Origin of the sequence: Aquabacterium sp. OR-4 (assembly GCF_025290835.2) — a bacterium.
Classification (GTDB): Bacteria; Pseudomonadota; Gammaproteobacteria; order Burkholderiales; family Burkholderiaceae_C; genus Pseudaquabacterium.
In genome coordinates this window covers 215468-241831 of sequence record NZ_JAOCQD020000004.1, presented here as the reverse complement: position 1 = coordinate 241831, position 26364 = coordinate 215468, and the positions used below count along the sequence as shown (strand labels likewise).

The following is a 26364-nucleotide window of genomic DNA, read 5'->3' as shown; positions in this document are numbered from 1 at the left end:
AGCTCAGCGAGCCGAAGGGCGTGACTCACGGAGCAGGCCACCACCGAAACCCAGCGGCTGCCGCGGAACCGGCTTTGCCGGGCCGCTGGCGGGCCTTGCAGGCCGCGTTGGCCCCCTCGGGCCAACCGCTCGCAGGGCTCGCCCCCCTGGAGGGGGAGGCGCCGCAGGCGCTTCGGGGGTGGGGCAAGTTCAGGCGTCGACGCCGTCGTGCATCAGCGTCTGCCGAAAGCCCACGGCCTCGGGAGCCAGCATGTCCATCTGGCCGCTGACGCCGCACTTGGCGCAGGCGTTCAGCGACGAGAAGTTCTGGCTCGAGCAGACCCCGGGCTTGTTCTGCTTGCAGCCCACGGTGCCGCAGGCCAGGCACTTGTACTGGGTGCCGTTGCACAGCAGCTTGAAGCCGATGCGGGTGCCTTCACAACGTGCGGACATGGTCGATGCTCCTGAACAGCTGGATGCCACGCGCGGGCATCGGGCAAGAGTGGATGAATGGCGGAACGGAAGAACGAAAGAACGGCAAAGCGGATGAGCGGGTGCGGCACCTACTCGGCGCCTTCGGCAAACACCTTCTGCCACACCGCATTGCGCAGGCGTTCCTGCACGGCCTGGTTGCTGCCGTCAAAGCGGTCTTGCATGCGGCGCAGCGCGCCCTGGGCGGTGGAGGCCTCGGGCATGGTCAAGGGCAGCCGCCCGGCCATGTGCGTGGCCCTGGGCTGCACCTTCAGGATGTTTTGGCGGTTGGGGTGCTCGTCGAGCACCACCAGCTCGCGCGTCTCGGGCAGGCCATCCAGGCACACCCAGCCGTTGATCACCTCGACCTTGCGGCCATCCAGCGTTTCCTTCACGAACACGGCTTCGGACATGGCAAAACTCCGGTGATGGGTGGACAGATCGAAACCACAGTCTTCGCGATGCGGCGATGCGGTGCGAGCCACATCGCGAAGACTGAGGCGGTTCGGATCCCGTCGCGAGCCGGCCGAGGTTGGTGCGAGGAGCGCAGCCGTACACCCGTACGGCGAGCACCACAGCGCCAAGATCGGCCGGCGCAGCAGGGAGACGGACTGCCTCAGCGGATGATGTCGTAGGAGTAGTCGGTCTTCGACGGGACGATGGTGTTCGCATCCAGCGTCTCGAAGAACTCGTCCAGGAACATCGTCAGCAGGCGCAGCGCGCCGTCATAGCCCCAGGTGGGGTAGCGGTGGTAGTGGTGGCGATCGAAGATCGGGAACACCAGGCGGATCAGCGGCGTGCCCACGTCGCGCTCGAGGTACTTGCCGTAGGTGTTGCCGATCAGGAAGTCCACCGGCTCGGTGTGCAGCAGGCTGCGCATGTGCCACAGGTCGCGCTTGGGGTAGACCTTGCAGTCCTTGCCGAAGGGGCTGGCGTCGAACACCTTCTGCACCTTGGCGGCCCAGTCGTCGTTGCCGTTGGTGGCCAGCACGTGGGTCGGCTCGGCGCCGAGCTCCAGCAGGAACTGCGCATAGCCGATCATCTGGTCGGGGTCGCCGTACAGCGCGTACTTCTTGCCGTGCAGGTGGGCCTGGCTGTCGGCCATGGCGTCCACCAGCTGGCCACGCTCCTTCTCCAGCGCGGCGGGCACCGGCTTGCCGGTCAGGCGGCTGATGGCCATGATGAACTCGTCGGTGCCGGCCACGCCCACCGGGGCGTTCAGGGCCACCACCTCCTGGCCCTTCTCCTTGAGGTACTTGATGGTCTTCTCGCAGCAGTACTCCTGGAAGACGATGGTCGCCTTGGCATGCAGCGCCGCCTCGACCTCGGCCTTGGTGGTGCCGCCCTCGTACATGCGGAACTCGCCGTCGGTGGGCGTGTTCCACACCTCGCTGGGGTCGCAGAGCACGGTGTAGTCGGCGCCGAACAGATCGAAGATGCGGCGGATCTCCTTCATGTTGCCGACGACGAAGCCGTCAAAGCCGCCGATGAAGTTGATGCTCTCGTTGGGCGTGCGCTCGAGCGCCGGCGCGGTGCCGGCCTTGCCGTCCCAGAAGTGCTTGAGCACCCCCAGCAGCGCGTTGTCGTAACCCGTCACGTGGCTGCCCACGAAGGCCGGCGTGTGCGCGAAGGGCACGTCGAAGTCGGCCGGCACCGAGCCCTTTTGCTTGCTGTTCTTGATGAACGCGTCGAGGTCGTCGCCGATCACCTCGGCCATGCAGGTGGTGCTCACCGCGATCATGTCGGGCTTGTACAGGCTGTAGGTGTTGGCCAGGCCGTCGATCATGTTGTTGAGGCCGCCGAACACCGCGGCGTCCTCGGTCATCGACGAGCTGACGCAGCTGGTGGGCTCCTTGAAGTGGCGGCTGAAGTGCGAGCGGTAGTACGCCACGCAGCCCTGCGAGCCGTGCACGAAGCTCATGGTCTTGGCAAAGCCGTTGGCCACGTACACCGCGCCCAGCGGCTGGCAGGCCTTGGCGGGGTTCACCACCAGCGAGTCGCGGGCGAAGTTCTTTTCCTTGTAGTCCTTGGTCTTGGTCCAGTCACGGATCTCGGCGATCTTGTCGTCGGCGTGGTTGAACTCGAACTCGGTCTTCTTGCTGCGGAAGATTTCCTGGTACTCGGGCTCACGGAACAGCAGCTCGTGGTCGAGGATCTTGTCGGCTGATTGAGGCATGGTCTTTCTCCTGGGGCGGTGCGGGGGTCAGGGGTGATCGGTGCAAGGTGGCGGCGGCGCGGGCGGCATGCGCGGGACCGGCCCGGCCTGCGCCACGGCCGGGCGCAGGCAGCACCGATCACCTCGTCAAGTCACTTCACGCCGTCTTCTTCCACGGGGCGTTCTTGGCCAGGGCCCAGATCGGGCTGCTGATGGCCATGTCCATGTCACGGGCGAAGATGGCGAAGCCGTCATAGCCGTGGTACGGGCCCGAGTAGTCCCAGCTGTGCATCTGGCGGAAGGGCACGCCCATCTTCTGGAAGACGTACTTCTCCTTGATGCCCGAGCCCACCAGGTCGGGCTGCACGGCGTCGACCAGCTTCTCGAACTCGTAGCCGGTCACGTCGTCATAGATCAACGTGGCGTCCTTCACGTAGTGCGTGGTGCGCTGGTAGTCGTCGTTGTGGCCGAACTCGTAGCCGGTGCCGACCACGTCCATGCCCAGGTCCTCGTAGGCGCCGATCACGTGGCGCGGGCGCAGGCCGCCCACGTACAGCATGACCTTCTTGCCCTGCAGGCGCGGCTTGTACTTGTCGATCACGGCCTGCGTGAGCGGCTTGTACTTGGCGATCACTTCCTCGGCCTTGGCCTTGATGGTGTCGTCGAAGTGGCTGGCGATCTCGCGCAGGCTCTTCTCGATCATGGTCGGGCCGAAGAAGTTGTACTCGACCCAGGGCACGCCGTACTTCTCTTCCATGTGCCGGCTGATGTAGTTCATCGAGCGGTAGCAGTGCAGCACATTGAGCTTGGCCTTGGGGGTGTTCTCCAGCTCGGCGATGGTGCCGTCGCCCGACCACTGGGCGATCACGCGCAGGCCCATCTCTTCCAGCAGGATGCGGCTCGACCAGGCATCGCCACCGATGTTGTAGTCGCCGATGATGGCCACGTCGTACGGGGTCGAGACGAACTCGGGGCGCTTGTTGGGATCGACCTTGTCGAACACCCAGTCGCGGATGGCGTCGTTGGCGATGTGGTGGCCCAGCGACTGGCTCACGCCGCGAAAGCCTTCGCAGCGCACCGGCACGATGGTGTGGCCGTCGTATTCCTTGGTCTTCTTCTTCGACACCGCCTCGATGTCGTCGCCGATCAGGCCGATCGGACATTCGCTCTGGATCGAGATGCCCTTGTTCAGCGGGAACAGGGCCTGGATCTCGTCGATGATCTTGTCGAGCTTCTTGTCGCCACCGAAGACGATGTCCTTCTCCTGGAAATCGCTGGTGAACTGCATCGTCACGAAGGTGTCGATGCCGGTGGTGCCGATGTAGTAGTTGCGGCGGGCGGCCCAGCTGTACTGGCCGCAGCCCACCGGGCCGTGCGAGATGTGGATCATGTCCTTGATCGGACCCCACACCACGCCCTTGGAGCCGGCGTAGGCGCAGCCGCGGATGGTCATCACCCCGGGCAGCGACTTGATGTTGGACTTGACGCCGCAGTCGGGCTTGCCTTCTTCGTACTGGCCCAGATGCTTGGCGCGGCGCTTGGCCATCTTCTCGGGATAGGCCTTCAAGACCTCGTCGATCAAGGCCTTGTTCGCGGCCTTGCGCTCTTCAACCGTCATGCTCATGGTGATGATCTCCGTCAGCGGGGAAATGGGGGCGATTCATGAACGGGTCTGAGGTGCCCCAGATCCCGTCGCGAGCGGCCCGAGGTGGGGTCGAGCAGCGCAGCCGTACTGGCGTACGGCGAGCAGCACAGGCCCCAGATCGGGTCGCGCAGCAGGGAGATGGGGTGCCTCAGGCGGCGAGCTCGGCGGCGGACTTGCCGACTTCGCTTTCGTCGACCGCCTTCATGATCCCGTGCTGCATCAGCAGGTCTTCCAGCTCATCCATGGTGATGGGCGTGGGGATCGTGCCGTTGCCGGCATTGGCGTGCACCTTCTGGGCCAGGGTGCGGTACTCGCCGGCCTGCTTGCTGTCGGGCGCGTACTCGAGCACGGTCATGCGGCGCAGCTCGGCGTGCTGCACGATGTTGTCGCGCGGCACGAAGTGGATCAGGCGGCTGCCCAGCTTGCCGGCCAGCGACTCGGCCAGCTCGAGTTCCTTGTCGGTCTGGCGCTCGTTGCACACCAGGCCGCCCAGGCGCACGCCGCCCGAGTTGGCGTACTTCAGGATGCCCTTGGAGATGTTGTTGGCCGCGTACATGGCCATCATCTCGCCCGACATCACGATGTAGATCTCCTGGGCCTTGTTCTCGCGGATGGGCATGGCGAAGCCACCGCACACCACGTCGCCCAGCACGTCGTAGCTGACGTAATCCACACCTTCGTAGGCGCCGTTTTCTTCCAGGAAGTTGATCGAGGTGATCACGCCGCGGCCGGCGCAGCCGACGCCCGGCTCCGGGCCACCGGACTCGACGCAACGGATGTCGCGGTAGCCGATCTTCATCACGTCCTCGATCTCGAGGTCTTCCACCGAGCCGGCTTCGGCGGCCAGCGACAGGATGGTGTCCTGGGCCTTGGCGTGCAGGATCAGGCGGGTCGAGTCGGCCTTGGGATCGCAGCCGACGATCAGGATCTTCTGACCCATTTCAGCCAGGGCGGCCAGGGTGTTTTGCGAGGTGGTGGACTTGCCGATGCCACCCTTGCCGTAGAAGGCGATTTGGCGAAGCTTGGACATTTCAGTTCTCCAGTCGAACGTTGAAGCGGGGTTGACGAGACACGATTCACAAACCACGGGCCCGGCATGGGCCACGCGTCACGAATACTTAGCCGCCTTCGGTGCCGGTATGGGTCTTCTTCGAAGCGTCCTTGGGGTCAGCCAGAGGGTCCGCGCACCGAGCTCTTCGCAACCGCCGTGCCAACCCGCCTGAGTTGACTCAAGTGCTTGATTGGATTGAATAAATCGGCAATTCGTCGGGGTCTTCGGCGGCCCGGGCGATTGTTCGAAAGCCGACAAAGGCGGGTGGTACGACAGTTGCTGGTGAAGGGCCTGAGCCCACCGGGCCGCCGCAAGGGCGAAGACCGGAAGGCACAGCCTGAAGGTACCCACGTGAGCACACCCCTGCCGACTGCCTCTGCGGCCTCTGCTGCCCCCGCACCCAACACCCACTATGGGCGGCTGGGCGGGCACGACGCGGTGCTGCGCCTGGTGGAGGCCTTCTACCGGGCGATGGACACGCGGGCCGATGCCGCGGTGATCCGCGCCATGCACGAACCCGATCTGGCCGCCACGCGCCGCGTGCTGGTGAAGTACCTGTCCGAATGGATGGGCGGACCGCGCGAGTACACGCCAGAACGTGGCGCGCCCATGCTGCGGCGCCGCCATCAGCCCTTCGACATCGATGCCGCCGCGCGCGATGCCTGGATGGCCTGCATGCGCCAGGCGATGGACGAGCTGGGTGTCGAAGCCGGCCTGCGTGCCGAGCTGGACGCGGCCTTCTGGAAGCTGGCCGACTTCATCCGCAACACCGAATCCTTTTCCCCACCCCCCCACCAGGACTGAACCACCATGAGCCTCACCATCCAGGACACCGCGCTGGGCCGCCTCGAGGCCGAAGGCCGACTGCTCAACAGCGTGCTCAAGGCGCCCACGCACAAGCCGGGGCGCTTCGGCTTTCGCGGCGACATCGCGCTGAAGTTCCAGGCCAAGATGGCCGACGAGGCGCGCCCGCCCGAGCTCACCTCCGACCAGGTGATCGCGGTGGCCCACCAGGGCGAAACGCACCTGGCCTTCATGGCCGGCTTTCTGCTGAGCTTCGAGTCGATCGCGCTGCTGGCCGAGGTGCTGGGCGATGCCTTGAGCGCCAAGGGCAAGTACTTCCTGTTTGTCGACAACATCGACATCAGCAAGAAGTACGAGGTCGACTACGGTGGCGCCACGTTCTACGTGCTGCCCATCGACGAGAGCACGGTCTACAACGAGCTGCTGCAGCTGCTCTACATCGAGAAGAACGAGCTGAAGAAGCTCGACACCGCCGGCAAGACCGACGCCGTGGCCGACAAGGCCCTGGCCTTCAGCCAGCACTTTGCCAAGCTGAGCTACGAAGAAGGCGTGAAGACCATGGGCCCGGTGCGCAACATCTACGAGAACCGGCCGGTCTGATCGCCGGTGCAGGGCCTGCGGCGCGATGCACGATGTCCACGATCAGCCAGGGCCCGCGCATGGCGGCTGATGCTGCGCCTGGCCCACGCGCCTACCACCAGCGCAGCAAGCATGCGCTGAACCGTTATGCCGCCGGCCCCGACACGCTGGACTGGGACGCCCAGCCCGACCCCTGGCGCCGCTGGGCCGGTGCGCCGCTTCACCCGCTGCCGCTGCTGGCCGACGATGCGCTGCCGGCCCGCTGGGCCGCCATCCACCAGCCCGGCGCGGTGGCGGTGCAGCCGCTGGCCGAGCGCAGCGTGGCGGCCCTGCTGGGCCTGGCCCTGGGCCTGGCCGCATGGAAGACCCTGGGCCCCGACCGCTGGGCCGTGCGCTGCAACCCCAGCAGCGGCAACCTGCACCCCACCGAGGCCTATCTGCTGAGCCAGGGCCTGCCCGACCTGGCCGATGGCCTGTGGCATTACGCGCCGGGCGAACATGCGCTCGAGCAGCGTGCTGCGTGGGCGGCCGCGACTGCGGCGCCGCGCACGCCGCATCACCTGTCGAATCAGCGGTCACATCACCCGCCACATCGCCCGCCACCGACCCGGCCGGGCTTGTGGCTGGGCCTGAGCAGCATCCACTGGCGCGAGGCCTGGAAGTACGGCGAACGCGCCTTTCGCTACTGCCAGCTCGATGCCGGCCACGCGCTGGGCGCCGTGCGCTATGCCGCCGCGCTGCTGGGCTGGCAGGCCCGCGTGCTGCCCGGCCTGAGCCATGCCGAGCTGGCGGCCTGGCTGGGCACCGATCGCGCAGCGGACTTCGGCCAGGCCGAGGCCGAGGAGCCCGAGCTGCTGCTGGCCATCGGCCCCGACCTGGGCACGGCACCTGCGCCCCCCGAGCGGCCCTGGCGCCTGTGGCATGGCCAGGCCAACCGGCTGGATCGCCACCCGATGTACCGCTGGCCGGTGATCGACGGCGTGGCGCAGGCCACGCGGCCGGCGGGCAGGGCGGTGGCGGCTGAGGCTGAGGCTGAGGCTGAGGCTGAGGCTGAGGCTGAGGCGGCTGGTGTGGCTCGCGACCGTGCGGGCGTGGGCCTGGTTGCGACCGCGACCGCGGCCGCGACCGCGAGTACGGGTGCTGGTGCGAGCGCGAGCGCGAGCGACACCCTGCCCAGTGCCCAGCAGCTCATCCGCCGGCGACGCAGCGCGCAGCGCTTTGATCGCCAGGCGCGCCTCGGTGCCGCGGCCTTTGGTGCCATCGTGAGGGCGCTGGGCACCGTGGCCGGCCGCCCCGGCCTGCCGTGGGACGTGTTGGCCGATGCCGTGCCGCAGGTGCATCCGGTGTTTTTTGTCCATCGGGTTGAAGGGCTGACCGCCGGCGCCTATGTGCTGCCGCGTTCGGCCGCCGGCGCGGCGCTGCTGCGGGCCGCCTTGCCGGCGGCGCTGGCCTGGCAGCCGGTGCTGCTGGCGGGTGAGGGCGGTGGCGTGGCGGGCTGTCCTCCCGGTGGCCATCAGGAGGGCCATCCCGGTGGCCTGTGGCAGCTGGTGGAGAACCCCGCGCTGGCCGGCACGCTGCGCACCCTGAGCTGCCACCAGGCGCTGGGCTCCGACGCGGCGGTGGCGGTGGCCTTGCTGGCCCAGTTTGACGGACCGGTGGACGCGCAGCCCGAGGGTTATCAGCGCCTGCTGCAGGAGGCCGGTCTGCTGGGCCAGGTGCTGTACCTGCAGGCCGAGGCGCAGGGCTTGCGCGGCACCGGTATCGGCTGCTTCTTTGACGACGGCGTGCACCAGTTGCTGGGCCTGGCCGAGGGCGATACGCGGCTGCAAAGCCTCTACCACTTCACACTTGGCGTGCCGGTGGCCGATGGGCGCATCGCCACCGGCCCGCCCTATGCCCACCTGGCCGGCCGCGCCACGCTGGGCCCGCAGGCGTTCACATGAGCCCAGCCACCCCAGCGACCCCAGCCACCCCAGCCATCCCGGCCGACCTGCCCGCCTGGCCGCGGGCCCATGGCCTGGCCGGTGCCCGCCAGGCCGGCGCGCCGGGCAAGGGGCGGCCATGACCGACATCGTGTTCTTCGAGAAGCCCGGCTGTGGCGGCAATGCGCGGCAGCGCGCGCTGCTCGAGGCTGCCGGCCACACGCTGCAGCGGCGCAACCTGCTCACCGCGCACTGGACCCGCGACAGCCTGCTGCCCTTTCTGGCGCCGCTGCCGGTGGCCCAGTGGTTCAACCTCGCCGCGCCGCGGATCAAGCGGGGCGAGGTGCAGCCCGAGGCGCTGGACGCCGAGGCCGCTCTGGCCCTGCTGCTGGCCGATCCGCTGCTGATCCGGCGGCCGCTGATGCAGCGCGCCGACGGCACGCGCCTGGTTGGCTTTGCGCTGGCCGAGGTGGCGGCCTTCGTCGGCCTGTCGTCGCAGCCGGCCGACGCGGCGGCCCTGCAGGGCGCGCTGCCGGTGGTGCTGGAAGGCTGTGCCGCCGCCCCGGCCGGTGCCCGGCCCCGTGCCGCCCCTCGAGCGCAACCGCGCCCACGCACCCGACCCCACGCCTGACCCCACCCGCACCCGCCCCGCCCCACACCGCCACCCCGCCACCCCGCCATCCCGCCATCCCGCCATCCCGCCATCCCGCCATCCCGCCATCGCCCGATCTTCCTGGAGCCCCAGCATGCCGATCCACGACTACCACTGCCACCTGCACGCCGATTTCGAGATGCTGGTGCGCAGCAGCAGCAGCCACCTGCCGGCCTGCCCGCACTGCGGCAGCGCGCAGTTGCAGCGCCTGGTCTCGCGCCTGGCGCCGGCCGGCAAGATCGAGGCCATCCGCATGTCGAACCGCCGCGCGGCCGACCGCGCCGGCCACTTCAACCACTACAGCCCGGCCGAGCGCGCCAAGCTGTTGAAGACCTCGCGCTGAGCGATGGTCGCGGGCCGCAGGCCACGGGCCGCGGCGCGCCGGCCCCGGGCATGGCCCGCCGCCCGCTGCTGCGGCACGGCGCAACAAGGCCCCGCAGGCGGCGGCGTTTACCCCACTCTTCAACGCATCGGAGTACCCCATGGATCTGGTCTACAAAGCCCACATGCTCACCCAGGGCGGCCGCAGCGGCAGCCTGCAGAGCGAGGACGGCAGCTTCAAGCTCAAGCTGGCCGTGCCCAGGGAGCCGGGCGGCGCTGAGGGCGGCCCCAACCCCGAGCGGCTGCTGGCCGGCGCCTTTGCGGCCTGCTTCGAGCAAAGCGTGCGCCACATCGCGCGCAAGCAGCACAGCGGCCTGAAGGGCTGCTATGTGGAGGCCGAGCTGTCGATGTTCACCACGCTGGACGACGCCTACCGCATGGCGCTGACGCTGACCGTGCACATGGCCGGCAGCCTGAGCCAGCTGGATGCCGACGACCTGCTGCAGCGCCAAGGGCATCTGCCCCTTCGTGGACGCCACCAAGAACAACCTCACGCTGAACCTCAGCGCGGTGCTCGATACGCCGGTGACGGCCTGAGCGCTGGCTGGCCGGGCGTCAACGGCACCACTGCGTTTCGCAGGGGATGCCGTCGTGGTTGCCATCCATCTGCACGCCTGGGCAGTTCTTCAAGAAATACGTGGCCTCGGCGCACGAGCGCATCTGGCTGCACGGCGGCGGCCGTCGCAGCGGTAGGCGCCGGCGCCCGTGGCCATCGGGCCGGTGCCGGCCACCGGTGGCCGCGGGGCCATCGGTGGCGTGGCGGGACGGGCGGGTGGGGCAGGTGGCGCGGTTGCGGCCGGCGCGGCCGGTGCCCCGGTGTCGGGCGGCGCTGCCTCTGCCGATGCCGCCGCGGCGGCCTGGCGCAGCTTCTTCTGCCGCTCGGCGTTCAACTGCTGTGCCGTGGGCGCGGCCTGCGCCTGCCTGGGCCGGCAGGGGTCGCCCTGGTAGGTGACCGCACCGTCGACCACGCACTTGTGGATCACGTTGCCCGCCACCACCGGCTGCAGCGGCGCGGCCAGGCCCAGGGCCATCAGCGCCAACAGCCGCAGAGCCCGGGTGACGGGGAGGGTGGGTGGTGGCGCATCGGGGCGGGGCGTTGGGGCAGGGGCAGGGCAGGGGCCTGGCAGGCGCGGTGCGCCGCAGCCTATCACCCGGCCATGGCGGCCATGGCGGCCATGGCGGCCTTGGCGGCCTTGGCGGCCTTGGCGGCCCGCTAGGCCGGCGCCTCTCCGGCTGCCGCGGGCTGGTCGCGCCCTGCCCGGTCAGCCGCCAGTGCGGCGCCAAGCGTGCAGGATTCCCGTATCTCACACCAGGTCATTCGGCGACTTGCGCCAACGCAAAGGGTTTACCCTATGCTGCGCTGCAGCACGCTAGAGACGGCCCAGGCGGCGATCCCGCAGCCCCCGTGCGTGTTCATTCACCGGAGATCACCATGTCCGCATCCCTGACCAGTGGCACCTACCCCCGTGCCGGTGCCTCACACGGCCCGCTGGCGGCCGTCAGCTCGTCGTTTGCCCGCTGGGGCGGCGTGCTGTGGCGCGGCCTCACCGCGCTGGGCGCATCGCGTGCGCGGGCCCACCTGCTGTCGGTGGCCGCGCAGTACGAGCACACCAACCCCTCGCTGGCCCGCCAGCTGCGCGACAGCGTGGGCGAGATCGGCCGCGGCTGACCCGCAGGCCGCGCGCTGCGCTGCGGCCGCGTGAGCAGGCCTTAACGCAGCGCCGGCCCCAGCGCCTGGGCGATGGCCTCGGCCTGGCGCTGCAGCGCGGCCTCGTCGTCCAGCCCGTCCAGCGGGCAGGCCAGGCTGGCCTGCAGCGCCCGCCGCCAGGTGCGGGCCTTGGGATAGCTGGCCGCATCGTGGCCGGGATAGGCCGCGAAGTCGCAGGTGCACACCTGCAGCAGGGCCTCGAAGCGCGCGGGCTGGGCCTGTGCGGCCAGGCGCTGCAGCATGGCCGCCATGGCGCCGGCGCGCACATCGCTGGCGCGGTGGATGCGGTCGGCCTCGCCGATGGCCAGGTGCGCCAGCGCCAGCGCGTCGGCCGGCACCGCCAGGCGCGTGGCCAGCGCGTCAAGCAGGGCCTGGCCGCGCTGCTCGTGCTTGTAGTGCGAGGGCCAGATCTCGCGCGGCGTGCCGCCCTTGCCGATCTTGTGCATCAGCGCCGCAAAGCGCACGGCCAGTGGCTGGCCGGTGCGGGCGGCTTCGTCCACCACGCGCAGCTGGTGCTCGCCCACGTCCATCCACTCGGGCCCGTCGCTGAGCTGCGGCACGCCGAACAGCGCCTCCACCTCGGGCAGCCAGCGCCGCAGGCCGCCGCAGCCGCGCAGCACCTGCAGGTAGCGCGAGGGTCGCTCCAGCCGCAGCGCCTCGGCCAGCCAGGCCCAGCGCTCGGCCGGCGTGGCGCGCTCGATGGCCAGCGTGGGCACCAGCGCGGCCAGCCGCGCCTGGTCGGCCGCCCAGGCCTCGGCCTCGGCCAGGCGCGTGCTGCCGGGGGCGGGTGGATCGCGCCGGGCCAGGGCCAGCGCCAGCGTGTGCAGCGAGGGGGTCATCACGGGCAATCGGGCAGTCGTGCCGTGGGGCAGTCGGGTGGGCGGGCGGCCCGCGTGGCGCCTTGTCGGCAAGCCGACAAACGCCCCCGCAGGCCAGGGGCGCAGGGCGCGGTGGAGGCCCGGATTGCAGGCGCCATGCCATGCCGGCCCGGGCCCGCCCGGCCCGCATGCTTCTTGCTGACCGGCAGGCCATGGCCCTGACCCTCTACATGACGCCCGGCTCGTGCAGCACCGGCATCCACATCCTGCTCGAGCGCCTGGCGCTGCCCTTTGCCGCGCATGTGCTGAACCTGCCTGCCGGCCAGCACCGCGGGCCGGCCTACCTGGCCATCAACCCCAAGGGCAGCATCCCGACCCTGGTGCTCGACGATGGCCGCGCGCTGTGCGAGTTCGAGGCCATTGCGCTGTGGCTGGCGCGCCGCCACCCCCAGGCCGGCCTGCTGCCGCAAGACCCGGTGGACGAGGCCCAGGCCATCGGCCTGATGGCCGACGTGGTGGGCCACCTGCACGGCCAGGCCTTCACCCGCGTGTTCACGCCCGAGCGCTACCTGCCGCCGGCCATGGCCGATGCGCTGGCCGCGGCCGGCCTGCACGCGGCCTGGCGCGAGGCCGTGGTGGCCCAGGGCCGCGAGATGGCGGCGGCGGCGTTCGAGCGCATCGCCGCGCGCCTGCCCCCGGGCATCGAGCACGAGGGCTTCGCCTTCGGCCCGCACTGGGGCGTGGCCGACGCGGCGCTGTTCTACCCCGAGTTCTGGGCCGAGAAGACCGGCCTGCCCCTGCCCGCCCGCTGCGCGGCCCATCTGCAGCGCATGCGCGCGCAGCCGGTGGTGCGGCAGGTGCTGGCCGAAGAGGGCTATCGCTGACAAGTTGTGAATGAACCTGCTGCGCGGGCACATGGCGGCCCTGCGCGACTCGCCGTACGGGTGTACGGCTGCGTTGCTCGAACCACCCTGAGCCCGCTCGCGACGGTTCCTTCGCACCTGGTGAGCGCTGGAGCCTCTGGCTGCTGCGCGGCTCAGGTGCCGGGTTTGGCGGGATCTTGCCCGCTGGCCGGATCGGCGTCTGGTGCGGGCGCGTCCTGTGGCTGGGCGCCAGGCGGCAGATCGGCCGCGCCGGTGTCGGCACCGGTGGCGGCACCGAGGTCAGCGCTGATGTCCGCATGGATGTTGGCATCCGCCAGGCCATCGGTCGCGCCCACGAGCCCGGCGCCGACCACGACCACGGCACCCGGCCGGGCGGCGCCTGCGCCGGCTTCGGCAGCGGCTCCACCGCCACCGCCACCGCCACCGCCCGCACTACCACCGCCCGCACCATCACCGCCCCCGCCGCCGGCCCCGCGCGCTGCCGAGCCCGGGTCCTGGCCCTTGCGCAGGTCTTCCAGCGCATTGGTCATGCTCTGGGCCCAGCTGTCCTGCTCGTCGCCCAGGGCCTTCTCGGTGTGGTTCACCAGCTTGGCGATGTTGTCGGTGTCGGCCTGTTCTTCGTGGGTCAGGGCCGTCCACCAGGCTTGCAGGTTCTCGAGGTCGGTGGCGGTCTGGTTGTAGCCCACCAGCGTCTTCTCGAACTGCTTGAAGCCCAGAAAGGCCAGCAGCGCGCTCGACACCGCGGCCGTCACCGCCACCCAGTCGGCCATGCCGTCGCCGAAGCTGCCCGACAAAGCGGTGAGCAGCGAGCCCACCGCGCCCACCACGATCACCGCCACCTGGCACCAGCTGGCCTTGGCATGAAAGGCCACCGTCTTGCGGCGGTACCAGTCGCACTGCGCACGCAGGCGCAGGTGCAGGTAGCGCTCGGGGCCCAGCGGGCTCAGGCCGTCGTCGCCGCTGGCCACGGCGCCAGGCGGCGGCACCTCGCCGGCATACGCCGGCATGGCCAGGGCATTGGCCTCGGTGCGGGCCAGCCGGCGGGTGATGTCTTCCACCGCCTTGGCCAGGGCCTTCTCGGGCTCGCCCGGCGCCGCGCCCGGGTGCGGCATGGCGCGGTAGCGGTAGATCTCGCGCTTGATGCCCTCGGCGGCGGCGCGCAGCAGCAGCCAGCGCTTGCCGGGCGAAAAGCGGATGTCCAGCGCCACCAGCGCCGACACGGTGATCGGCAGCGCCACCAGCAGAAAAAACAGCGCCGAGTCGAAGCCGTTCTTGGCCCCCGGTTGCACCGCCGCCGATGCCGCCTGCGCCGCGCTGGCGGCGGCCACGGCGGCGCTCGAGGCCACGCCCGCGGCGGCCGAGGCGGCCTCGGTGCCGGCCTGGGCCAGCGCCTGCGCCGCGCTGGCGGCCTTGTCGCTGATGGTGCTGGCGGCCTCGGCGATCTTGCGGGCCCGCTCGTCCAGATGGGCCAGCCACTGCTTGCGCCCCACCGACAGCGCCACCACCGCCACGCCGAGCACCAGAATGCCGCGCTGCATGCGGTTGAAGCCGGTCTGCTGCTGCGCCGCGGCCTGATCAAAGATGGCAAAGCGCTGCCAGGCCTGGCGCAGCACGCTGTCGCCACCGGTGTCGCGCCGCACGCGACGGGCCAGCGCATCCACCGCCTCGGCCACCTTGTCGCCCAGGGTGATCGAGTCGAGCTTGCCATCGGCCAGGATCTCGGCCACGGCCGGATCGTCGCCATCGGCCGCACCGCGGCCGGCCTGGGCCAGCAGCGCATCGGCCAGGCCGCCGCTGCCCTGCACCAGCAGCACCGGCCAGCCCTGGCGCACGGCGGCCAGCACCTGCGGCAGCGCCGCCGGGCCACCGCCGATCAGCAGCAGCAGCACACGCGGGCCGGCGGCCACCTGGCTGGCCAGCGCCACGGCCTGGCCAAGCTCGTCGCCCCAGGCGCTGCCCGGCGTGAGCAGCAAGTCGCTGAGGCCCGGCACCGGCATCAGGCGCGGGCCGGTGCCGGCCGGCAGGGCGGCGGCACCCGCAGCGGCATCCGCGGGCAGCTCGATCAAGGCCTGCGGGGCCACGCCCAGCAGCCGCACCCCGGCGCCATCGGCCACGCTGCGGCCCAGCAGTGCGGGCAGGCCGCTGCCCTGGGCGCGCACCAGCAGCAGGGGCGGCGTGCCCACGTGCTCGCGCAGCGGCCGCAGCAGGCCGCGCGCCAGCAGCTGGGTGATGCGGGCCTGCAGCGCCTGCGGCAGCGCATCGTCGCCACCCGCCACCCACACCACCGGGCCGCCGCTGGCCAGGCCCAGGGCCTGGGCGGCGGCGGTGGCCGGGGCGCCGGCCGGGGCGGGCCAGACCGTGAGCGTGCTGCCATCGGGGCGGGCAATCGTCTTGGCATGGGCCATGGTGCGGGCGTCCTCGGTTCTTGTGTTGTGGCGGGCGGCGATGTTGGCCGGCGCGCCGTGTATTGGCGAGCCCTAGGTGCGCAGCAGGGTCGGCCCTCGGTCCCCGCCCTCAGCCCTCAGCCCGGAAGCTGAAAGCCCTGATCCACCAGCGACTGCAGCGGCGCAAACAACGGCGCCGGCAGCGCCTGCCAGTCAAACCACTGCCAGCCGGCGCACTTGTCGGGCTCGAGCGTGCGTGGCTCGCCCTGCGTGTGCGGGGCCAGCACGATCACGGTGACGTAGTGCTGGCCCACCTCGGCGAACACATTGCTGGTCACCGGGCCGATGCGCGCCGCGCCCAGCGTGAGCCCGGTTTCTTCGGCCAGCTCGCGGCGGGCGCAAGCCAGCAGGTCTTCAGCAAATTCCAGCCGGCCGCCAGGGGCTGACCAGGTGCCCGCGCCATGCGCGCCCAGGCGCTGGCCCAGCAGCACGCGGCCTTCACGGATGACGAGGATGCCCACGCCGACGCGGGGCAGTTCAGCCAGGTGTGCAGTCATCTGCGCAGTATGGGCGACACCGCCGCAGCCCCGCCGACATTCGATCAAAGAGATGAAACCATCCTTGACGACGAAAAATATAAGACTTAACGTGTAGTCAGTTCGCATTAACCACGCAGAGGCGGCATGAAGACCAGCAAGGCCCAGCAAGACGAGACCCGCACGCGCATCGTGCGCGCGGCCGTGACGCTGATGAGCGAGCGCGGCTACGAGGCCGTGACGATGAAGGACATCGCCTGGGCCGCCAGCGTGGGCGACGCCACCATCTACAAGTACTTTCCCAGCAAGGACCGGCTGGTGCTGGGCTACTTCGATCTGGTGGCCGCCGATGCCGTGAGGGCCACGCGCGCCACGCCCGGCTTTGCCGACTACCCGCTGCAAGACCGCCTGCAGCGCCTGACCGACGCCATCCTGGAGCGCCTGGAGCCCGAGCGCGCCTTTGTGCTGCAGGCGCGTGCACTGATGGCGCGCGCGCCGCTGCTGCTGCTGGGCGATCAGCTGCAGGCCAAGCAGACCTTGCGTGAGCAGGTGCTGGCCGACCTGGAGCACGCCGTGGCCAGCGGCGAGATCGCGCCAAGCGATTTCCTGCGCCTGCTCAGCGGCCTGTATGGCGACTATGCCGTGGGCGTGGTGGCCTGGTGGCTGCATGACCGCTCACCCGGCGCCGCCGACACGCCGCGCTTTGTGGATCAGACCCTGGGCATCCTGGTGGCCGCGCTCAAGTCGGGCCTGCCCGACCGGCTGGTGCAGCTGGCGCTGTTTTTCGTGCGCAGCCAGATGGCGCGGGTGATGCAGGCCCGTGCCGATGCCGGCCCGGCGCCCGGGCCCGATCCAGCGCCCGAGCCCGCGGCGCCGCCCGAACCCCGGCCGGCCAAGCCTGCCCGGCGCCGCGCCAGCGCCAGCAACACGGCCAGCGCCTCCGGCACGCCAAGTACGGCCAACACGGCCAGCACGGCCAGCACGGCCAGCACGGCCAGCACGGCCAGCACGGCCAGACCCACCAGGAAGGCGAAGTGAGCACCTCCGCCCGCCCGCCGCGCACCGGCAAGCTGGCGCGCACGGCCATTGCCGGCCTGGCCTCCACCCGGGTGGGCCTGGCCACGCTGCGCCACCGCCTGCGCAGCGATGGCAACAGCGATGGCGCCCACGCCGACACCCCCGCCGCCACGGCCGCCCGCCAGGCGCACGAGGCCGAGATTGGCCGCATCCTGATGGGCGCCATGGGCCAGTTGCGCGGCACCGCGCTGAAGGCCGCGCAGGTGCTCAGCATGGACGCCGACTTTCTGCCCCCCGGCGTGCGCGCCGAGCTGGCCCGCGCCACCCACCAGGCCCCGGCGCTGAACCGTGCGCTGGTGGGCAAGGTGTTTCGCCAGGCCTTTGGCTGCGAGCCCGAGGCGCTGTTCAGCCACTTCGAGCCCACGGCCTTTGCCGCGGCCAGCCTGGGCCAGGTGCACCGCGCCGTGATGCACGACGGGCGCGCCGTGGCCGTGAAGGTGCAATACCCCGGCATCGCCGCCACGCTGGACACCGATCTGAGCCTGCTGCGCGGCACGCTCAACACCCTGGGCCAGCGCCTGCTCACCCTGCCTGATAGCACGGTGGTAGACCGCATCCTGGCCGAGATCAGCCGCCAGCTGCGCGAAGAGGTGGACTACGAGCACGAGGCCGAGGCCCAGCGCTGGTTTGCCGCGCACCCGCTGCATGCCGACATCGTGGTGCCCCAGGTTTTTGCCAGCCACTCACGCCGCACCGTGCTCACGCAAGAGCTGCTGCAGGGCCAGCACGTGCAGGCCTGGTGCGCGCAGCAGCCGCCAGCCGCCGTGCGCAACCGCCAGGGCCAGGCCCTGTGGGACGGCTTGCTGCACGGTGCCCTGCAACTGGGCCGCACCCATGCCGACCTGCACCCGGGCAACGTGCTGTTTCTGCCCGACGGCCGCGTGGGCCTGCTCGACTTTGGCTGCACCCAGGTGCTGCCACGCCACTTCACGCACGGCCTGGCCCGCCTGTGGACGCAGTGGATCGGCCCCCCGCGCGCCGATGCGGCCACGCTGCGCCACACCTACCAGCACCTGCGCCTGGCGGCGCCCGGCCTGGGCCTGGCCGACTTTGAGCGCTGCGTGCTGCCCGCCGTGACCGTGCTGCTCGACTGGGCCACCGAGCCGCTCACCGGCGGTGTTTTCGACTTTGCCAGCAAGTCAACGCCGCCCCGCCTGGACGCCCAGCGCCAGGCCGGTCTGGCGCGGCATGTGCAGGCCATGTCGGCCGAGCTGATGTCGTGGGACCGCGCCTGGCTGGGCCTGATGCACCTGCTGCGCCACCTGGGCGCCCAGGTAGACACCCGCCAGGCCTGCGCCTTGCTGGCCCAGGCCGCCACCCCGGCCCAAGACGCCGAGCCCGGCCCCCCCACCGCCACCCCCAAACCCTAGGCCCAGGCCCGCTGCCCCATGCGCCCCACCCCCGTACAAGCCTGCGCCGTGCCGACCGGCAGCGCCATCGCCCGCCTGCTGCCCGGCGCCCACTTTCACGACGCCTGGCAGGTGGCCGTGCAGCACCCCGAGCGCACGGCGATGGAACACCTGATGGCCGCGCTGGCCGCCACGCCGCGCTGGGTGGACATGGCCATGCGCCTGCGCAACCGCGTGGTGGTGCGCTTCGGCCTCAAGAACCTGGGCGATCTGGGCCTGGCCGGCGCCCAGGGCCAGCAGGTCCCGCAGCCCATGCCCCAGCACCCGGGCGACCGCGTGGGCATCTTCACGCTGCGCAGCCGCAGCGACGACGAGGTGCTGGTAGAAGACGACGACAAGCACCTGCACGTGGTGCTGTCTGTTTGCCGCCTGCACGCCGATGCCACCCAGCCCGCCCGCATCGTATTGACCACCGTGGTTCACCTGCACAACCTGCTGGGCCGGCTGTACATGCTGCCGGTGACGCCGATGCACAGGCTGATTGCGCCGGCGGTGTTGGGGAGGGTGAACGCCAGACAGGCGTGAAGGGCGGCGCGCGCTACTGCTCAGCGACGACGTCGCTGACGGCGCACTGCCGCAGCAATGGGCAGCAGGCCAGTCAGCATCATCGCAACTGCGTCTGGCTCAGGTACAGCGACCACGGTGCGCTGGAAGGCGCAAGAGACGTCCGAGGTGGGGCAGGTGCCAATCCTCAGCAAGTCAGCTTGCAATGTGTTTCCGTCGGCGTCCTTTCCGTAAATGAACACGCCGACGCCGACGTTGTAGGCGATGTAAGACCCGGCAGCTGCCGTACCGCCATCGGGAGTCAGCGTGAACAACGGCATCTCCAATGACGCGCTGGGATCCAAAGTGAAGCGCGAGCCGACAGCGAACCAGCCTTGCCCTGCAGGCACCTGAGCAACGTAGGCGCCTGCGGCGTTGCAGCCTGTGGTGAAGGTTTCAGTGCAGCGCCCGAAGACGAACAAGCTTACTCGGTCATAGCTTTCGAAGGGCACGTTGGACAACGAATTCGCAATGTTGCTGCCGACGCTGGGCAAGCTGAAGGGCGACGGCATGCCGTAGTTCGCCTCAGGGCCCACATCGCGGTCAAAAGTGAACGCTTCGTCGCCGACATTGGTCAACTTGATCCAAACGTCGATGGCGTCTGTCGCCAGCACGGTGCCGACCGGGTCGCGGAAAGTGGCGGTGAGTTGAGCGGCAGCCTGAGCACCGCCAATTGAGCTGATGGCCAATGCAGCCCAAGCAATGGTTTTGATCTTCGACAAGAACATTTTGGATCCTCCCCTGTTGGCGATCCGGAATCGCGCAACGCCCATTCGCTGCATTCAGCCGAATCGCGCGCCAATGCTATGGATGCCGAGACGATGGTGCCAGCGGACTTGGCTACAGCCAGGCCATGGATCCCACGATTGAAGGCGGTTCAGACCGGCCTGCGCTACCTGTTCTCCAACCGCCCCCAATCCAGCACCCCCGCCTCACCCGGTGCCCAGCGCCGGTAGGCGGCCATCAGCGCGTCGCTGGCTTGCCAGAAGCGCGCATCGGTGCGGCGGATGGCAAAGCGGTCAGCCAGGGCGCGGTAGTCGGCGTCGCTTGTCAATCCGGCGATGGTCTGCACCAGGGCCGGCAGTTGGTCGGGCGTGGCGTGCAGCAGGGCGTTGGGGTAGGCGCCGATGAAACCGGGGGCCACGGTGAGGCTGTGTTCGCTGGGGGCCAGCATGGCGCTCTCGCGCAGCAGGGTGCTCACGTTCAGGTGGCCGGTGTTGCGCAGCACGCTCACATAACGCGCTGGGGTCTGATCCGTGCTGTCAATGCGCAGCAGGATGGCCTCGGGCAGCCATTGCAGGGCCGGGCCGCGCAGCGTGGCCAGCTGCTGCAGGGCCTGGCGGGCGGTGGGGTCGGGCTCGGTGCCGGGGTTGATGGCGTGGCGCTGGCCCAGCACCGGGGCCAGGCGCTGGTGCAGCAGGGCGTACAGGTGCTGCTGCGGGTCAAGGCCCTGGGGGTAGGCAATGCCGCTGTCGGCATCAAAGCGGTACACGCTGCCCAGCACGCGGTTCTTCACCTCGTCGCTGCTGCCGCGGTACCAGCGGTCGCGCAGCGGCAGGCGCGCGGTGCGGGGCAGCAGCATCAGGAAGTTGGCCTCGCCTTCCATGCGCAGAAAGTCCATCGCCAGCCGGGTGTGCAGCTGGTGCGCGGTGTTGCCATACACATCAAAGCCGGCCACCAGCAGGTAGTAGATGCGCTCCAGCAGCGGGTAGCCGATCACCCAGGCGGTGGCGGGCGGCTCGCCGATCAGGCCCTGCTCCACCGTGGCGCTGTCGAAGTGGCGAAAGATGGTCAGTGCGGCATTCGCGTTGTGGCCGTCGCCGCGCCACACAAAGCGCAGGTCAATCGGCGTGCGGCCGGGGCCGAATTGCGCGTCCATGGCCCGGCTCTTGGCGGCCAGCAGCGCATCCTCGGCCTGGGCCATGGCGCGCCAGGCCAGCAGGCTGGGGCTGCTGCCGTCGGCGGCGGGCATGCGCAGCAGCTCGGCCTCGCGCGCCACCAGCTGCGCGGCGTGGTCGCTGGCGCCGATGTCGGGGTCGGTGAAAAACACCCAGAAGCGGTCCTGGATCACGTCCAGCGCCGTCTGGCCGCGGCACACCGGGCCCTTGATGAAGTTGTTGACGAAGAAGCCCGCGTCGTCCAGCAGAAAGCGGTAGCGCGACTGCAGCGGCAACGCGGCAAAGGTCTTGAAGGGGTTGGATGCCAGCTCGGGCGCATAGCCGGGCAGCGTGGCCACGGTGTAGGCCGGCTGCTCGAACCAGGCCCGCCAGCGCGCCAGGCGCGCGGCGCCCAGCGTGTAGGGCATGTGGGTCTTGGCCAGCAGGGTTTCGCGGTCCCATTGCAGGCGGTAGTAGGGGCGCGCCGTGCCGGGGGGATCAAAGGGCCGGCGGGTGGCGATCAGCGCAATCGGCTGGCCGGGCGGCGTGTGGCTGCGCACCAGGCGGAACACATGGCGCTGCGCATCGCCCTCGAACACCAGGTGGCCCAGGAACAGGTGCTCATACAGGTAGCGGCCCACCAGCTGCTGGCGGTTTGAGTCGCCATTGAGCAGGGCCTCCCACTGCGCCACCTGGGCCGTGATGGGTGCGGGCAGCGTGGGCGCTGCATCGTCGGGTGCGCCGGCCAGCAGCCAGCGCCGCACCAGATCCAGCTCAGCCGCGCTCAGGCCCGGCAGGCCGTAGGGCATGCCGGCCAAGGGCTGGCGCCGGGCATGGGCATCAAATTCAGCCAGGTTGGGGCAGCTGGCCTGGCGGTTGAGCGAGAAGTCGAAATCGGCCTCGGCCAGCAGCGGCGTGGTGGGCAGCGGGTGCTGGGCCTTCAGCTGCAGGCTGCGCCACAGCACGCTGGCGGCCAGCTGGTGCTCGGGTGCCGGGCTGTGTTCATTGAGCACGGGATCAAAGCCCATGCCGCGCCATTGCGAGGCCTGTTGCGCATCCACACCCAGGCGGGTGAGCGGGGCCTCGTGCAGCCGCAGCTCGCCATACACGCTGGCCTTGCTGAGGCCGCGGGCGATGCCGTCCCAGCGCGTGAGCTTGAGCTGGCAGGGCGCGTCATAGCAGCCGTGGCACACCACGCAGCGGCTGTCGAACAGCGGCTTGATGTGGCGCGTGTACCTGGGCGCGCTGTGCACCGGCGGCAGCGGCGCATCGTGCCGCGTGGGCTGGGCGGGGCCGAAGCGCTCGTCCAGCGCGCTGGCGGCCAGCGTGGCGCAGCCGGCCAGCAGGCTGATCAGCAGGGCCAGCCAGAGCGGGCGGGTGAGCCGGCGGGTCATCAGCACCCGCCTGGGTGCATCGGTCACTTGGTCCGCGGGGCGTTCTGCAGGCGGCGGCTGTAGTTCAGCTCGCGCTCCTTGGTGCTCGGGTGCAGCTTGAAGTAGGCGGCATCGTTGGCAGGCGCCTGCGCGGCCATCACCTTAAATCCGGCCCAGGCCCCGCGCGAATCGAGCTTGGCGCGCTGCAGCCACTCCACGGCACAGGCGTCGGCTTCAAGCTCCTGTTCCTTGCCGAAGTGCGTGGTGGTGGTCTTGATGAACTCGACCAGATCGCTGGCCACCTTCAGATAGGCCAGGGCCTCGATGGCCACATTGCTGTCGGAGGCCGCGCCCATGTTCTTGCGCAGCAGCACTCTGGCGATGCGCAGGCCCGCCGAGCTGGTGAGCAGCTGGTACTGCAGTTCCTTGATGGCGTGGCGCTTGTACAGGTGCGAGAACTCGTGGGCCAGCACCAGATCCTGGGCCGCGCTGTGGGTGTCGAGCAGTTCGATGAACGTCCGCGACACCGCCACGATGCCGCCGGGCTGAGCATAGATGCCGTTTTCCAGCGTGTTGACCTGGCTGAGTCGCGCGGTGCCGGGATAGTCGCTTGCCTGGCTGCGCATGAAGTCCATGCGCTCGGCCAGGCGCTTGAAGCGCGCGGCCTTGCCGCCGCCGCCACTGTCGTCGGATGCCAAGGCGCTCCACAGCGCGCCGGCCTTCTCCTCCACCTCCTGCGGAATCCAGATCGTGGTGTAGGCGATGTAGCGCAGCATGGCGCGGTCCTGCGGCGTCAGCTCGGCCTGCTGGAAGTCGGTGGTGAGCATGCGCTGCAGCCTCAGCACGGCGTTCTGCCCGCCGTACTGGATGAGTTTCTGCGTCACGTCGAACTGCTCGTCGGGCTTGGCGCAGGTGCGGTCGGGCAGCAGCCCGCGCAGCGCCTTCTCGTTCACCGGCACCGAGTTGGCCTTGGCAACGGCCGCCGCCGCCACCACGTTGCCGCCCGTGCTGCTGGCGCCCGGCAGTGCAGAGTTGCTGCTGCCGGCGCCGGATGTTGTCGAAGTGCTGCTCCCCGTCGTTGGTGCTGCTGCCGGCGCCGGGCGCGCGGCAGCGGTGCTTTCGGTGCTTGCTGGCGCGGGCGTGGTGCTCGACTGGATTGCGCCGGCCATGGCCTCGGCCTGCTTCTTGACCTCGGCGCAGCCTGACAGCAGCAGGGCGGCCATCAGCACCAGGCCGTGGCAGCGGTTCAGAGGGCGTGCGGTGCCTTGTTTCATCGGGCTTCTCCCTCGGCCGGCACATCGCGGGCCAGTTGAACGGCGTCCCAGTCGAAGTCGTTGTCGGCCAGGGCGCGGTAGCGTGCGGCCCGTGCGGGCAGGCCCGCGCGCACATGCTCGGCCTCGCTGTCCGCCACATCGCGCACCGAGTTGGGCGATCCCACGGAGAAGTCGCCTGAAGCGACGGGGCTGCCGCGCTCGTCCAGCAACACATAGCGGTAGCTGGCGCCGGGCACCAGGCGGGGCTGCTGCAGCCGCGCCAGGCCCTTGCTGATGGGGATCTCGAAGTCGGTGCCGCCACCCCGGCTGGCTGTGACGCGCCAGGTGCCGTTGAACGCGGCCTGCTGCAGCCGCACCACCCAGTCGCCCTGGGGCGGCAGCACCGATCCGCAGGGCAGGCCCATCTCGCAGGGGCTGCCGCGGCGCGCGTCGGCCGCCCCGGTGCCATCGAAGCCCTTGCCCGCCTTGCCGGCCCGGCGCTGTTCGTCCATGACCTGCAGGCACTTGGCGCGCAGTTCATCGCACGGGTCCTGCCGGCGGTGGCCCATGGCCGTGGCGATCTGGCCTTGCGCCACCTTGATCGTCAGCGACTCGCCCTTGTGGCGGTATTGCACAAAGACCGGGCCACTCTCCACGCTAAAACGGTCGCAGCTGTTGTCCAGTGCCTTGAGCTGGCCGGTGAAGGGCATGGACGTGCGGTCAGCCTCCTTGACCACGCAGCCGTTGCCATTGGCACAACTGGCCAGGCATTGCTGCCCCGCGGCCCAGGCGGGGCTGGCGGCCAGCCCGCCCACCAAGGCCCAGGTGGCAGGGAGCGCCGCCAGCCGCCATCGCGGTGCCGGCCGGTTCGTGGTTGACTCTGTGCGAATGCGCTTCATGTCGTACTCCCGTTCAAGCGTGTGTCAGGCGTGGAGCTGCAGGTGGGCCAGCACCGAGGTCACCAGCAGCAGCGTTCCCCACGATGCCAGCCACCAGGCGGCCAGTTGGTCGGCACGCGAGCGGCTGTCTTGGGCGTCGGCAGCGGGAGGCGTCAACCAGTGACGCAGCCTTGATGCGCCGTTGCGCACGGTGGCCCACCCGTTGCGTCTGCCCTGGGCTGTCGATGGCGCCGCCTGTCCATGCGCGCCTTCGTGGCCGTGGTCGTGGTCGTGGGCCGGCATGCCCGCCTCGCCATAGGCGTGCAGGGCCATGCCCACCATCATGGGCACGGGCAGCAGCCAGACGCCTTGCCACAGCAGCTTGGCACTCAGCCCGTCGGCCAGCCAGCAGCCCAGGCCGCCCAGGGCCAGCGGGCCGATCAGACCCAGACAGAGCCCGGCCATCGGGTAGTGCCGGCGCATCCGCTGCCCTGGTTTCAGGGCATGCCCCAGCGCCGCGAACACCATGCCCACCGCCAGGTCGACCAGCCAGGCGAGGCCGTGCGACGGCTGGAGGGGGAAGGCCCGGCCGATGGCGGTGACGGCATGAATCCGGTCGCCGGGCACCAGATGGCGCGTGGCGTCGGTCAGCCGCAACTGGAGGTGCTGGTCGGACGCCGTGTCGTCATCCACGGAGATCAGCAGCACGCGCGTTGGCAGGCTGATGTGCAGGAGATCCGCCGGGCTGTCGATCTCGAAGGTCTGGATCAGCGGATCGGCCCTGGCGGTGTTGAGGTGTCGAGGCTCGTAGTAGTGGGGCAGCGTGCTGGCACCGTCGGATGCCGCTGCGGCCAGGTCAAGCGTGGTGGGCTGGCTTCCGTTGGCCTGCTGGCACAGTGTCGTCAGGGTCTGGGGACCGTGCTGGTCGTCCTGCTGTCCCCAACGCGTTGTCGGCGCGCCGCCGTTCGCGCCGGGCTCCAGGACATACCGCGCCGCGGCTTCGCCAAGCACCACGCCCAGCGATGGAAACACTGCGGGCACGGCCCCGGAATGGAAGGACGTTGGCGCCTTCCTGTTCCTGCTTTCGTAGGGCACGTCGATCAGCGCCTTGCCACGCTCAGACGCCACTGCAATGCTCGCGAAGGCCAGCCGCGGCACCTGCCCCTGCTTGTTGGCGCCCGTGCAGAGATCCCGCATGAACGCATTGCGCGCAGCGACATGGGCCTGTTCGCGGCGGTCGAGTGCCGCCGCCACGACGACATGGCGCTCGGCCAGCTTCAACAGCGCGTTTTTCAGCCGCTGGGCACTGCCCGCGTCGGATGGGCTGTCTTCAAGTGGCGTCACATCGACATCGATGCCGATCACGCTGGGCGGTTCTGCCGGCAGACTCTTGTTCAACTGCTCGAGGTACTCGGCCAGCCGCACACGGGAAAATGGCTTGTCCTGGTCCAGCCGCAGCCGCGTCTGATCGGACGAGATCGGCTCATGCGCCTGGTCGCGCACCACCAGGCGCGTCAGCCACGGATTCTTCGCTGCCTGCGTCTGCCACTGGATCGCGTCGCGGGTCTCGATCTGCCGCCCGAGTGCCCTTGACATCGCCCACTCGTCGAAGGCGTGGAACAGGTGAGCCTGCTCGCACCAGTAGAGGATGCAGGCGAGCCACAGCACGACCGGCAGGCCGTGGCGAGCACCAGCGCGCATCTGCGGCCAAGCTTGCCGCAGGCGCTGCCGGGCGAGAAGTCCAAGGCCCGGCCATCGCACGGCTTGAGCCGGCGTCTGCTCCATTCCTTCTCCCTGATTCGTCGTTGACCAATTGTTACCACAACTTGCCAACGCAGCGTATGACTCAGGGATGGAACTGGGCCCGAACCCCCCGGTGTCCGTGGCCTTCGGGGCGCTATGACAGGGGGACCACGGCCTGGCGCTGCCGCATGCGGCGGCGGATGCGCGACAGCGCCACGTTGGTGATGCCCAGGTAGCTGGCC

At 70.1% G+C, this 26364-nt stretch carries 24 protein-coding genes and 1 pseudogene; 11 read left to right on the top strand and 14 right to left on the bottom strand.

The features are described 5' to 3' along the window. Window positions 1–189: 189 nt before the first annotated feature. The 5 genes from N4G63_RS26605 to nifH form a co-directional block, all read right to left on the bottom strand. Window positions 190–432 (bottom strand): hypothetical protein, encoded by a 243-nt coding sequence (locus tag N4G63_RS26605; protein ID WP_314600738.1) that lies wholly within the window; start codon window positions 430–432, stop codon window positions 190–192. A 110-nt stretch (window positions 433–542) separates the two neighbouring features. Further along, a complete protein-coding gene (locus tag N4G63_RS26600; protein ID WP_314600737.1) occupies window positions 543–863 on the bottom strand; it encodes a hypothetical protein in 321 nt (106 codons plus the stop codon). A 203-nt stretch (window positions 864–1066) separates the two neighbouring features. Beyond that, the gene (gene nifK, locus N4G63_RS26595; RefSeq protein WP_314600736.1) at window positions 1067–2626 is read right to left on the bottom strand and encodes a nitrogenase molybdenum-iron protein subunit beta; all 1560 of its coding nucleotides are present in this window, start codon (window positions 2624–2626) and stop codon (window positions 1067–1069) included. A gap of 136 nt (window positions 2627–2762) precedes the next feature. Further along, window positions 2763–4229, bottom strand: coding sequence for a nitrogenase molybdenum-iron protein alpha chain (nifD, locus tag N4G63_RS26590; protein ID WP_314600735.1), 1467 nt, complete (start codon window positions 4227–4229; stop codon window positions 2763–2765). 169 nt (window positions 4230–4398) lie between these two features. Continuing rightward, window positions 4399–5280: a nitrogenase iron protein gene (gene nifH / locus N4G63_RS26585; protein WP_314600734.1), complete on the bottom strand. Its 882-nt coding sequence runs from the start codon at window positions 5278–5280 to the stop codon at window positions 4399–4401. Between the two features lie 372 nt (window positions 5281–5652). Here nifH and N4G63_RS26580 point away from each other — a divergent pair, with 372 nt between their 5' ends. The 6 genes and pseudogenes from N4G63_RS26580 to N4G63_RS26555 form a co-directional block, all read left to right on the top strand. After that, complete coding sequence (locus tag N4G63_RS26580; protein ID WP_314600733.1) at window positions 5653–6105, top strand: group II truncated hemoglobin; 453 nt, start codon at window positions 5653–5655, stop codon at window positions 6103–6105. A gap of 6 nt (window positions 6106–6111) precedes the next feature. Further along, window positions 6112–6705, top strand: coding sequence for a hypothetical protein (locus N4G63_RS26575; RefSeq protein WP_314600732.1), 594 nt, complete (start codon window positions 6112–6114; stop codon window positions 6703–6705). Between the two features lie 32 nt (window positions 6706–6737). Further along, window positions 6738–8627, top strand: a complete 1890-nt coding sequence (locus tag N4G63_RS26570; RefSeq protein WP_314600731.1) for a nitroreductase family protein — start codon at window positions 6738–6740, stop codon at window positions 8625–8627. 118 nt (window positions 8628–8745) lie between these two features. Then, window positions 8746–9237: an ArsC/Spx/MgsR family protein gene (locus N4G63_RS26565; RefSeq protein WP_314600730.1), complete on the top strand. Its 492-nt coding sequence runs from the start codon at window positions 8746–8748 to the stop codon at window positions 9235–9237. Between the two features lie 115 nt (window positions 9238–9352). Beyond that, the gene (locus N4G63_RS26560) at window positions 9353–9601 is read left to right on the top strand and encodes an FmdB family zinc ribbon protein (RefSeq protein ID WP_314600729.1); all 249 of its coding nucleotides are present in this window, start codon (window positions 9353–9355) and stop codon (window positions 9599–9601) included. Window positions 9602–9740: 139 nt separating this feature from the next. Beyond that, window positions 9741–10025 (top strand): annotated as a pseudogene (locus N4G63_RS26555) (OsmC family protein); the annotation flags it as partial. Between the two features lie 169 nt (window positions 10026–10194). Here the strand turns inward: N4G63_RS26555 and N4G63_RS26550 are convergent. Beyond that, window positions 10195–10299, bottom strand: coding sequence for an excalibur calcium-binding domain-containing protein (locus N4G63_RS26550; RefSeq protein WP_314600798.1), 105 nt, complete (start codon window positions 10297–10299; stop codon window positions 10195–10197). 772 nt (window positions 10300–11071) lie between these two features. Here N4G63_RS26550 and N4G63_RS26545 point away from each other — a divergent pair. Beyond that, on the top strand, window positions 11072–11308 hold the full coding sequence (locus N4G63_RS26545; protein WP_260791154.1) for a hypothetical protein: 237 nt from the start codon (window positions 11072–11074) through the stop codon (window positions 11306–11308). A 41-nt stretch (window positions 11309–11349) separates the two neighbouring features. On the opposite strand, the gene N4G63_RS26540 is transcribed toward N4G63_RS26545, so the two are convergent. Further along, a complete protein-coding gene (locus tag N4G63_RS26540; RefSeq protein ID WP_260791156.1) occupies window positions 11350–12186 on the bottom strand; it encodes a hypothetical protein in 837 nt (278 codons plus the stop codon). 191 nt (window positions 12187–12377) lie between these two features. On the opposite strand from N4G63_RS26540, the gene N4G63_RS26535 reads away from it, so the two are divergent. Further along, window positions 12378–13049: a glutathione S-transferase family protein gene (locus N4G63_RS26535; protein ID WP_314600728.1), complete on the top strand. Its 672-nt coding sequence runs from the start codon at window positions 12378–12380 to the stop codon at window positions 13047–13049. Window positions 13050–13201: 152 nt separating this feature from the next. Here N4G63_RS26535 and N4G63_RS26530 read toward each other — a convergent pair whose 3' ends face one another. Together N4G63_RS26530 and N4G63_RS26525 are read right to left on the bottom strand one after the other, a co-directional pair. Continuing rightward, window positions 13202–15454: an SLATT domain-containing protein gene (locus N4G63_RS26530; RefSeq protein WP_314600727.1), complete on the bottom strand. Its 2253-nt coding sequence runs from the start codon at window positions 15452–15454 to the stop codon at window positions 13202–13204. Between the two features lie 116 nt (window positions 15455–15570). Further along, on the bottom strand, window positions 15571–15990 hold the full coding sequence (locus N4G63_RS26525) for a nucleotide triphosphate diphosphatase NUDT15 (protein WP_260791160.1): 420 nt from the start codon (window positions 15988–15990) through the stop codon (window positions 15571–15573). Window positions 15991–16116: 126 nt separating this feature from the next. Between N4G63_RS26525 and N4G63_RS26520 the strand changes: the two genes are divergently transcribed. The 3 genes from N4G63_RS26520 to N4G63_RS26510 are packed head-to-tail and all read left to right on the top strand — an operon-like array spanning window position 16117 to window position 18980. Further along, on the top strand, window positions 16117–17007 hold the full coding sequence (locus tag N4G63_RS26520) for a TetR/AcrR family transcriptional regulator (protein ID WP_260791162.1): 891 nt from the start codon (window positions 16117–16119) through the stop codon (window positions 17005–17007). After that, window positions 17004–18416 (top strand): ABC1 kinase family protein, encoded by a 1413-nt coding sequence (locus N4G63_RS26515; protein ID WP_314600726.1) that lies wholly within the window; start codon window positions 17004–17006, stop codon window positions 18414–18416. Before N4G63_RS26520 ends, N4G63_RS26515 begins: the two co-directional genes overlap by 4 nt. 18 nt (window positions 18417–18434) lie before the next feature. Beyond that, the gene (locus tag N4G63_RS26510) at window positions 18435–18980 is read left to right on the top strand and encodes a DUF2867 domain-containing protein (RefSeq protein WP_314600725.1); all 546 of its coding nucleotides are present in this window, start codon (window positions 18435–18437) and stop codon (window positions 18978–18980) included. Window positions 18981–19000: 20 nt separating this feature from the next. On the opposite strand, the gene N4G63_RS26505 is transcribed toward N4G63_RS26510, so the two are convergent. The 5 genes from N4G63_RS26505 to N4G63_RS26485 form a co-directional block, all read right to left on the bottom strand. After that, window positions 19001–19726 (bottom strand): PEP-CTERM sorting domain-containing protein, encoded by a 726-nt coding sequence (locus N4G63_RS26505; protein ID WP_314600724.1) that lies wholly within the window; start codon window positions 19724–19726, stop codon window positions 19001–19003. Between the two features lie 164 nt (window positions 19727–19890). Continuing rightward, on the bottom strand, window positions 19891–22269 hold the full coding sequence (locus N4G63_RS26500; protein WP_260791172.1) for a fatty acid cis/trans isomerase: 2379 nt from the start codon (window positions 22267–22269) through the stop codon (window positions 19891–19893). A gap of 23 nt (window positions 22270–22292) precedes the next feature. Beyond that, window positions 22293–23522: a M48 family metalloprotease gene (locus tag N4G63_RS26495; RefSeq protein WP_260791174.1), complete on the bottom strand. Its 1230-nt coding sequence runs from the start codon at window positions 23520–23522 to the stop codon at window positions 22293–22295. Continuing rightward, window positions 23519–24211 (bottom strand): hypothetical protein, encoded by a 693-nt coding sequence (locus N4G63_RS26490; RefSeq protein ID WP_314600723.1) that lies wholly within the window; start codon window positions 24209–24211, stop codon window positions 23519–23521. The genes N4G63_RS26495 and N4G63_RS26490 overlap by 4 nt, the downstream gene beginning before the upstream one ends. Before the next feature lie 213 nt (window positions 24212–24424). Then, window positions 24425–26164 carry a hypothetical protein gene (locus tag N4G63_RS26485; protein WP_260791178.1) on the bottom strand — a complete coding sequence of 580 codons (1740 nt, stop codon included), beginning with the start codon at window positions 26162–26164 and terminating at the stop codon, window positions 24425–24427. Between the last annotated feature and the right edge of the window lie 200 nt (window positions 26165–26364).

What these genes read in the sequence shown, in the direction of transcription:
- N4G63_RS26605 (WP_314600738.1), bottom strand. Translation starts at nt 432, where the DNA reads ATGTCCGCACGTTGTGAAGGCACCCGCATCGGCTTCAAGCTGCTGTGC.
- N4G63_RS26600 (WP_314600737.1), bottom strand. Translation starts at nt 863, where the DNA reads ATGTCCGAAGCCGTGTTCGTGAAGGAAACGCTGGATGGCCGCAAGGTC.
- nifK (WP_314600736.1), bottom strand. Translation starts at nt 2,626, where the DNA reads ATGCCTCAATCAGCCGACAAGATCCTCGACCACGAGCTGCTGTTCCGT.
- nifD (WP_314600735.1), bottom strand. Translation starts at nt 4,229, where the DNA reads ATGAGCATGACGGTTGAAGAGCGCAAGGCCGCGAACAAGGCCTTGATC.
- nifH (WP_314600734.1), bottom strand. Translation starts at nt 5,280, where the DNA reads ATGTCCAAGCTTCGCCAAATCGCCTTCTACGGCAAGGGTGGCATCGGC.
- N4G63_RS26575 (WP_314600732.1), top strand. Translation starts at nt 6,112, where the DNA reads ATGAGCCTCACCATCCAGGACACCGCGCTGGGCCGCCTCGAGGCCGAA.
- N4G63_RS26570 (WP_314600731.1), top strand. Translation starts at nt 6,738, where the DNA reads ATGTCCACGATCAGCCAGGGCCCGCGCATGGCGGCTGATGCTGCGCCT.
- N4G63_RS26565 (WP_314600730.1), top strand. Translation starts at nt 8,746, where the DNA reads ATGACCGACATCGTGTTCTTCGAGAAGCCCGGCTGTGGCGGCAATGCG.
- N4G63_RS26560 (WP_314600729.1), top strand. Translation starts at nt 9,353, where the DNA reads ATGCCGATCCACGACTACCACTGCCACCTGCACGCCGATTTCGAGATG.
- N4G63_RS26550 (WP_314600798.1), bottom strand. Translation starts at nt 10,299, where the DNA reads ATGCGCTCGTGCGCCGAGGCCACGTATTTCTTGAAGAACTGCCCAGGC.
- N4G63_RS26545 (WP_260791154.1), top strand. Translation starts at nt 11,072, where the DNA reads ATGTCCGCATCCCTGACCAGTGGCACCTACCCCCGTGCCGGTGCCTCA.
- N4G63_RS26540 (WP_260791156.1), bottom strand. Translation starts at nt 12,186, where the DNA reads ATGACCCCCTCGCTGCACACGCTGGCGCTGGCCCTGGCCCGGCGCGAT.
- N4G63_RS26535 (WP_314600728.1), top strand. Translation starts at nt 12,378, where the DNA reads ATGGCCCTGACCCTCTACATGACGCCCGGCTCGTGCAGCACCGGCATC.
- N4G63_RS26530 (WP_314600727.1), bottom strand. Translation starts at nt 15,454, where the DNA reads ATGGCCCATGCCAAGACGATTGCCCGCCCCGATGGCAGCACGCTCACG.
- N4G63_RS26525 (WP_260791160.1), bottom strand. Translation starts at nt 15,990, where the DNA reads ATGACTGCACACCTGGCTGAACTGCCCCGCGTCGGCGTGGGCATCCTC.
- N4G63_RS26520 (WP_260791162.1), top strand. Translation starts at nt 16,117, where the DNA reads ATGAAGACCAGCAAGGCCCAGCAAGACGAGACCCGCACGCGCATCGTG.
- N4G63_RS26510 (WP_314600725.1), top strand. Translation starts at nt 18,435, where the DNA reads ATGCGCCCCACCCCCGTACAAGCCTGCGCCGTGCCGACCGGCAGCGCC.
- N4G63_RS26505 (WP_314600724.1), bottom strand. Translation starts at nt 19,726, where the DNA reads ATGTTCTTGTCGAAGATCAAAACCATTGCTTGGGCTGCATTGGCCATC.
- N4G63_RS26500 (WP_260791172.1), bottom strand. Translation starts at nt 22,269, where the DNA reads ATGACCCGCCGGCTCACCCGCCCGCTCTGGCTGGCCCTGCTGATCAGC.
- N4G63_RS26495 (WP_260791174.1), bottom strand. Translation starts at nt 23,522, where the DNA reads ATGAAACAAGGCACCGCACGCCCTCTGAACCGCTGCCACGGCCTGGTG.
- N4G63_RS26490 (WP_314600723.1), bottom strand. Translation starts at nt 24,211, where the DNA reads ATGCCCTTCACCGGCCAGCTCAAGGCACTGGACAACAGCTGCGACCGT.
- N4G63_RS26485 (WP_260791178.1), bottom strand. Translation starts at nt 26,164, where the DNA reads ATGGAGCAGACGCCGGCTCAAGCCGTGCGATGGCCGGGCCTTGGACTT.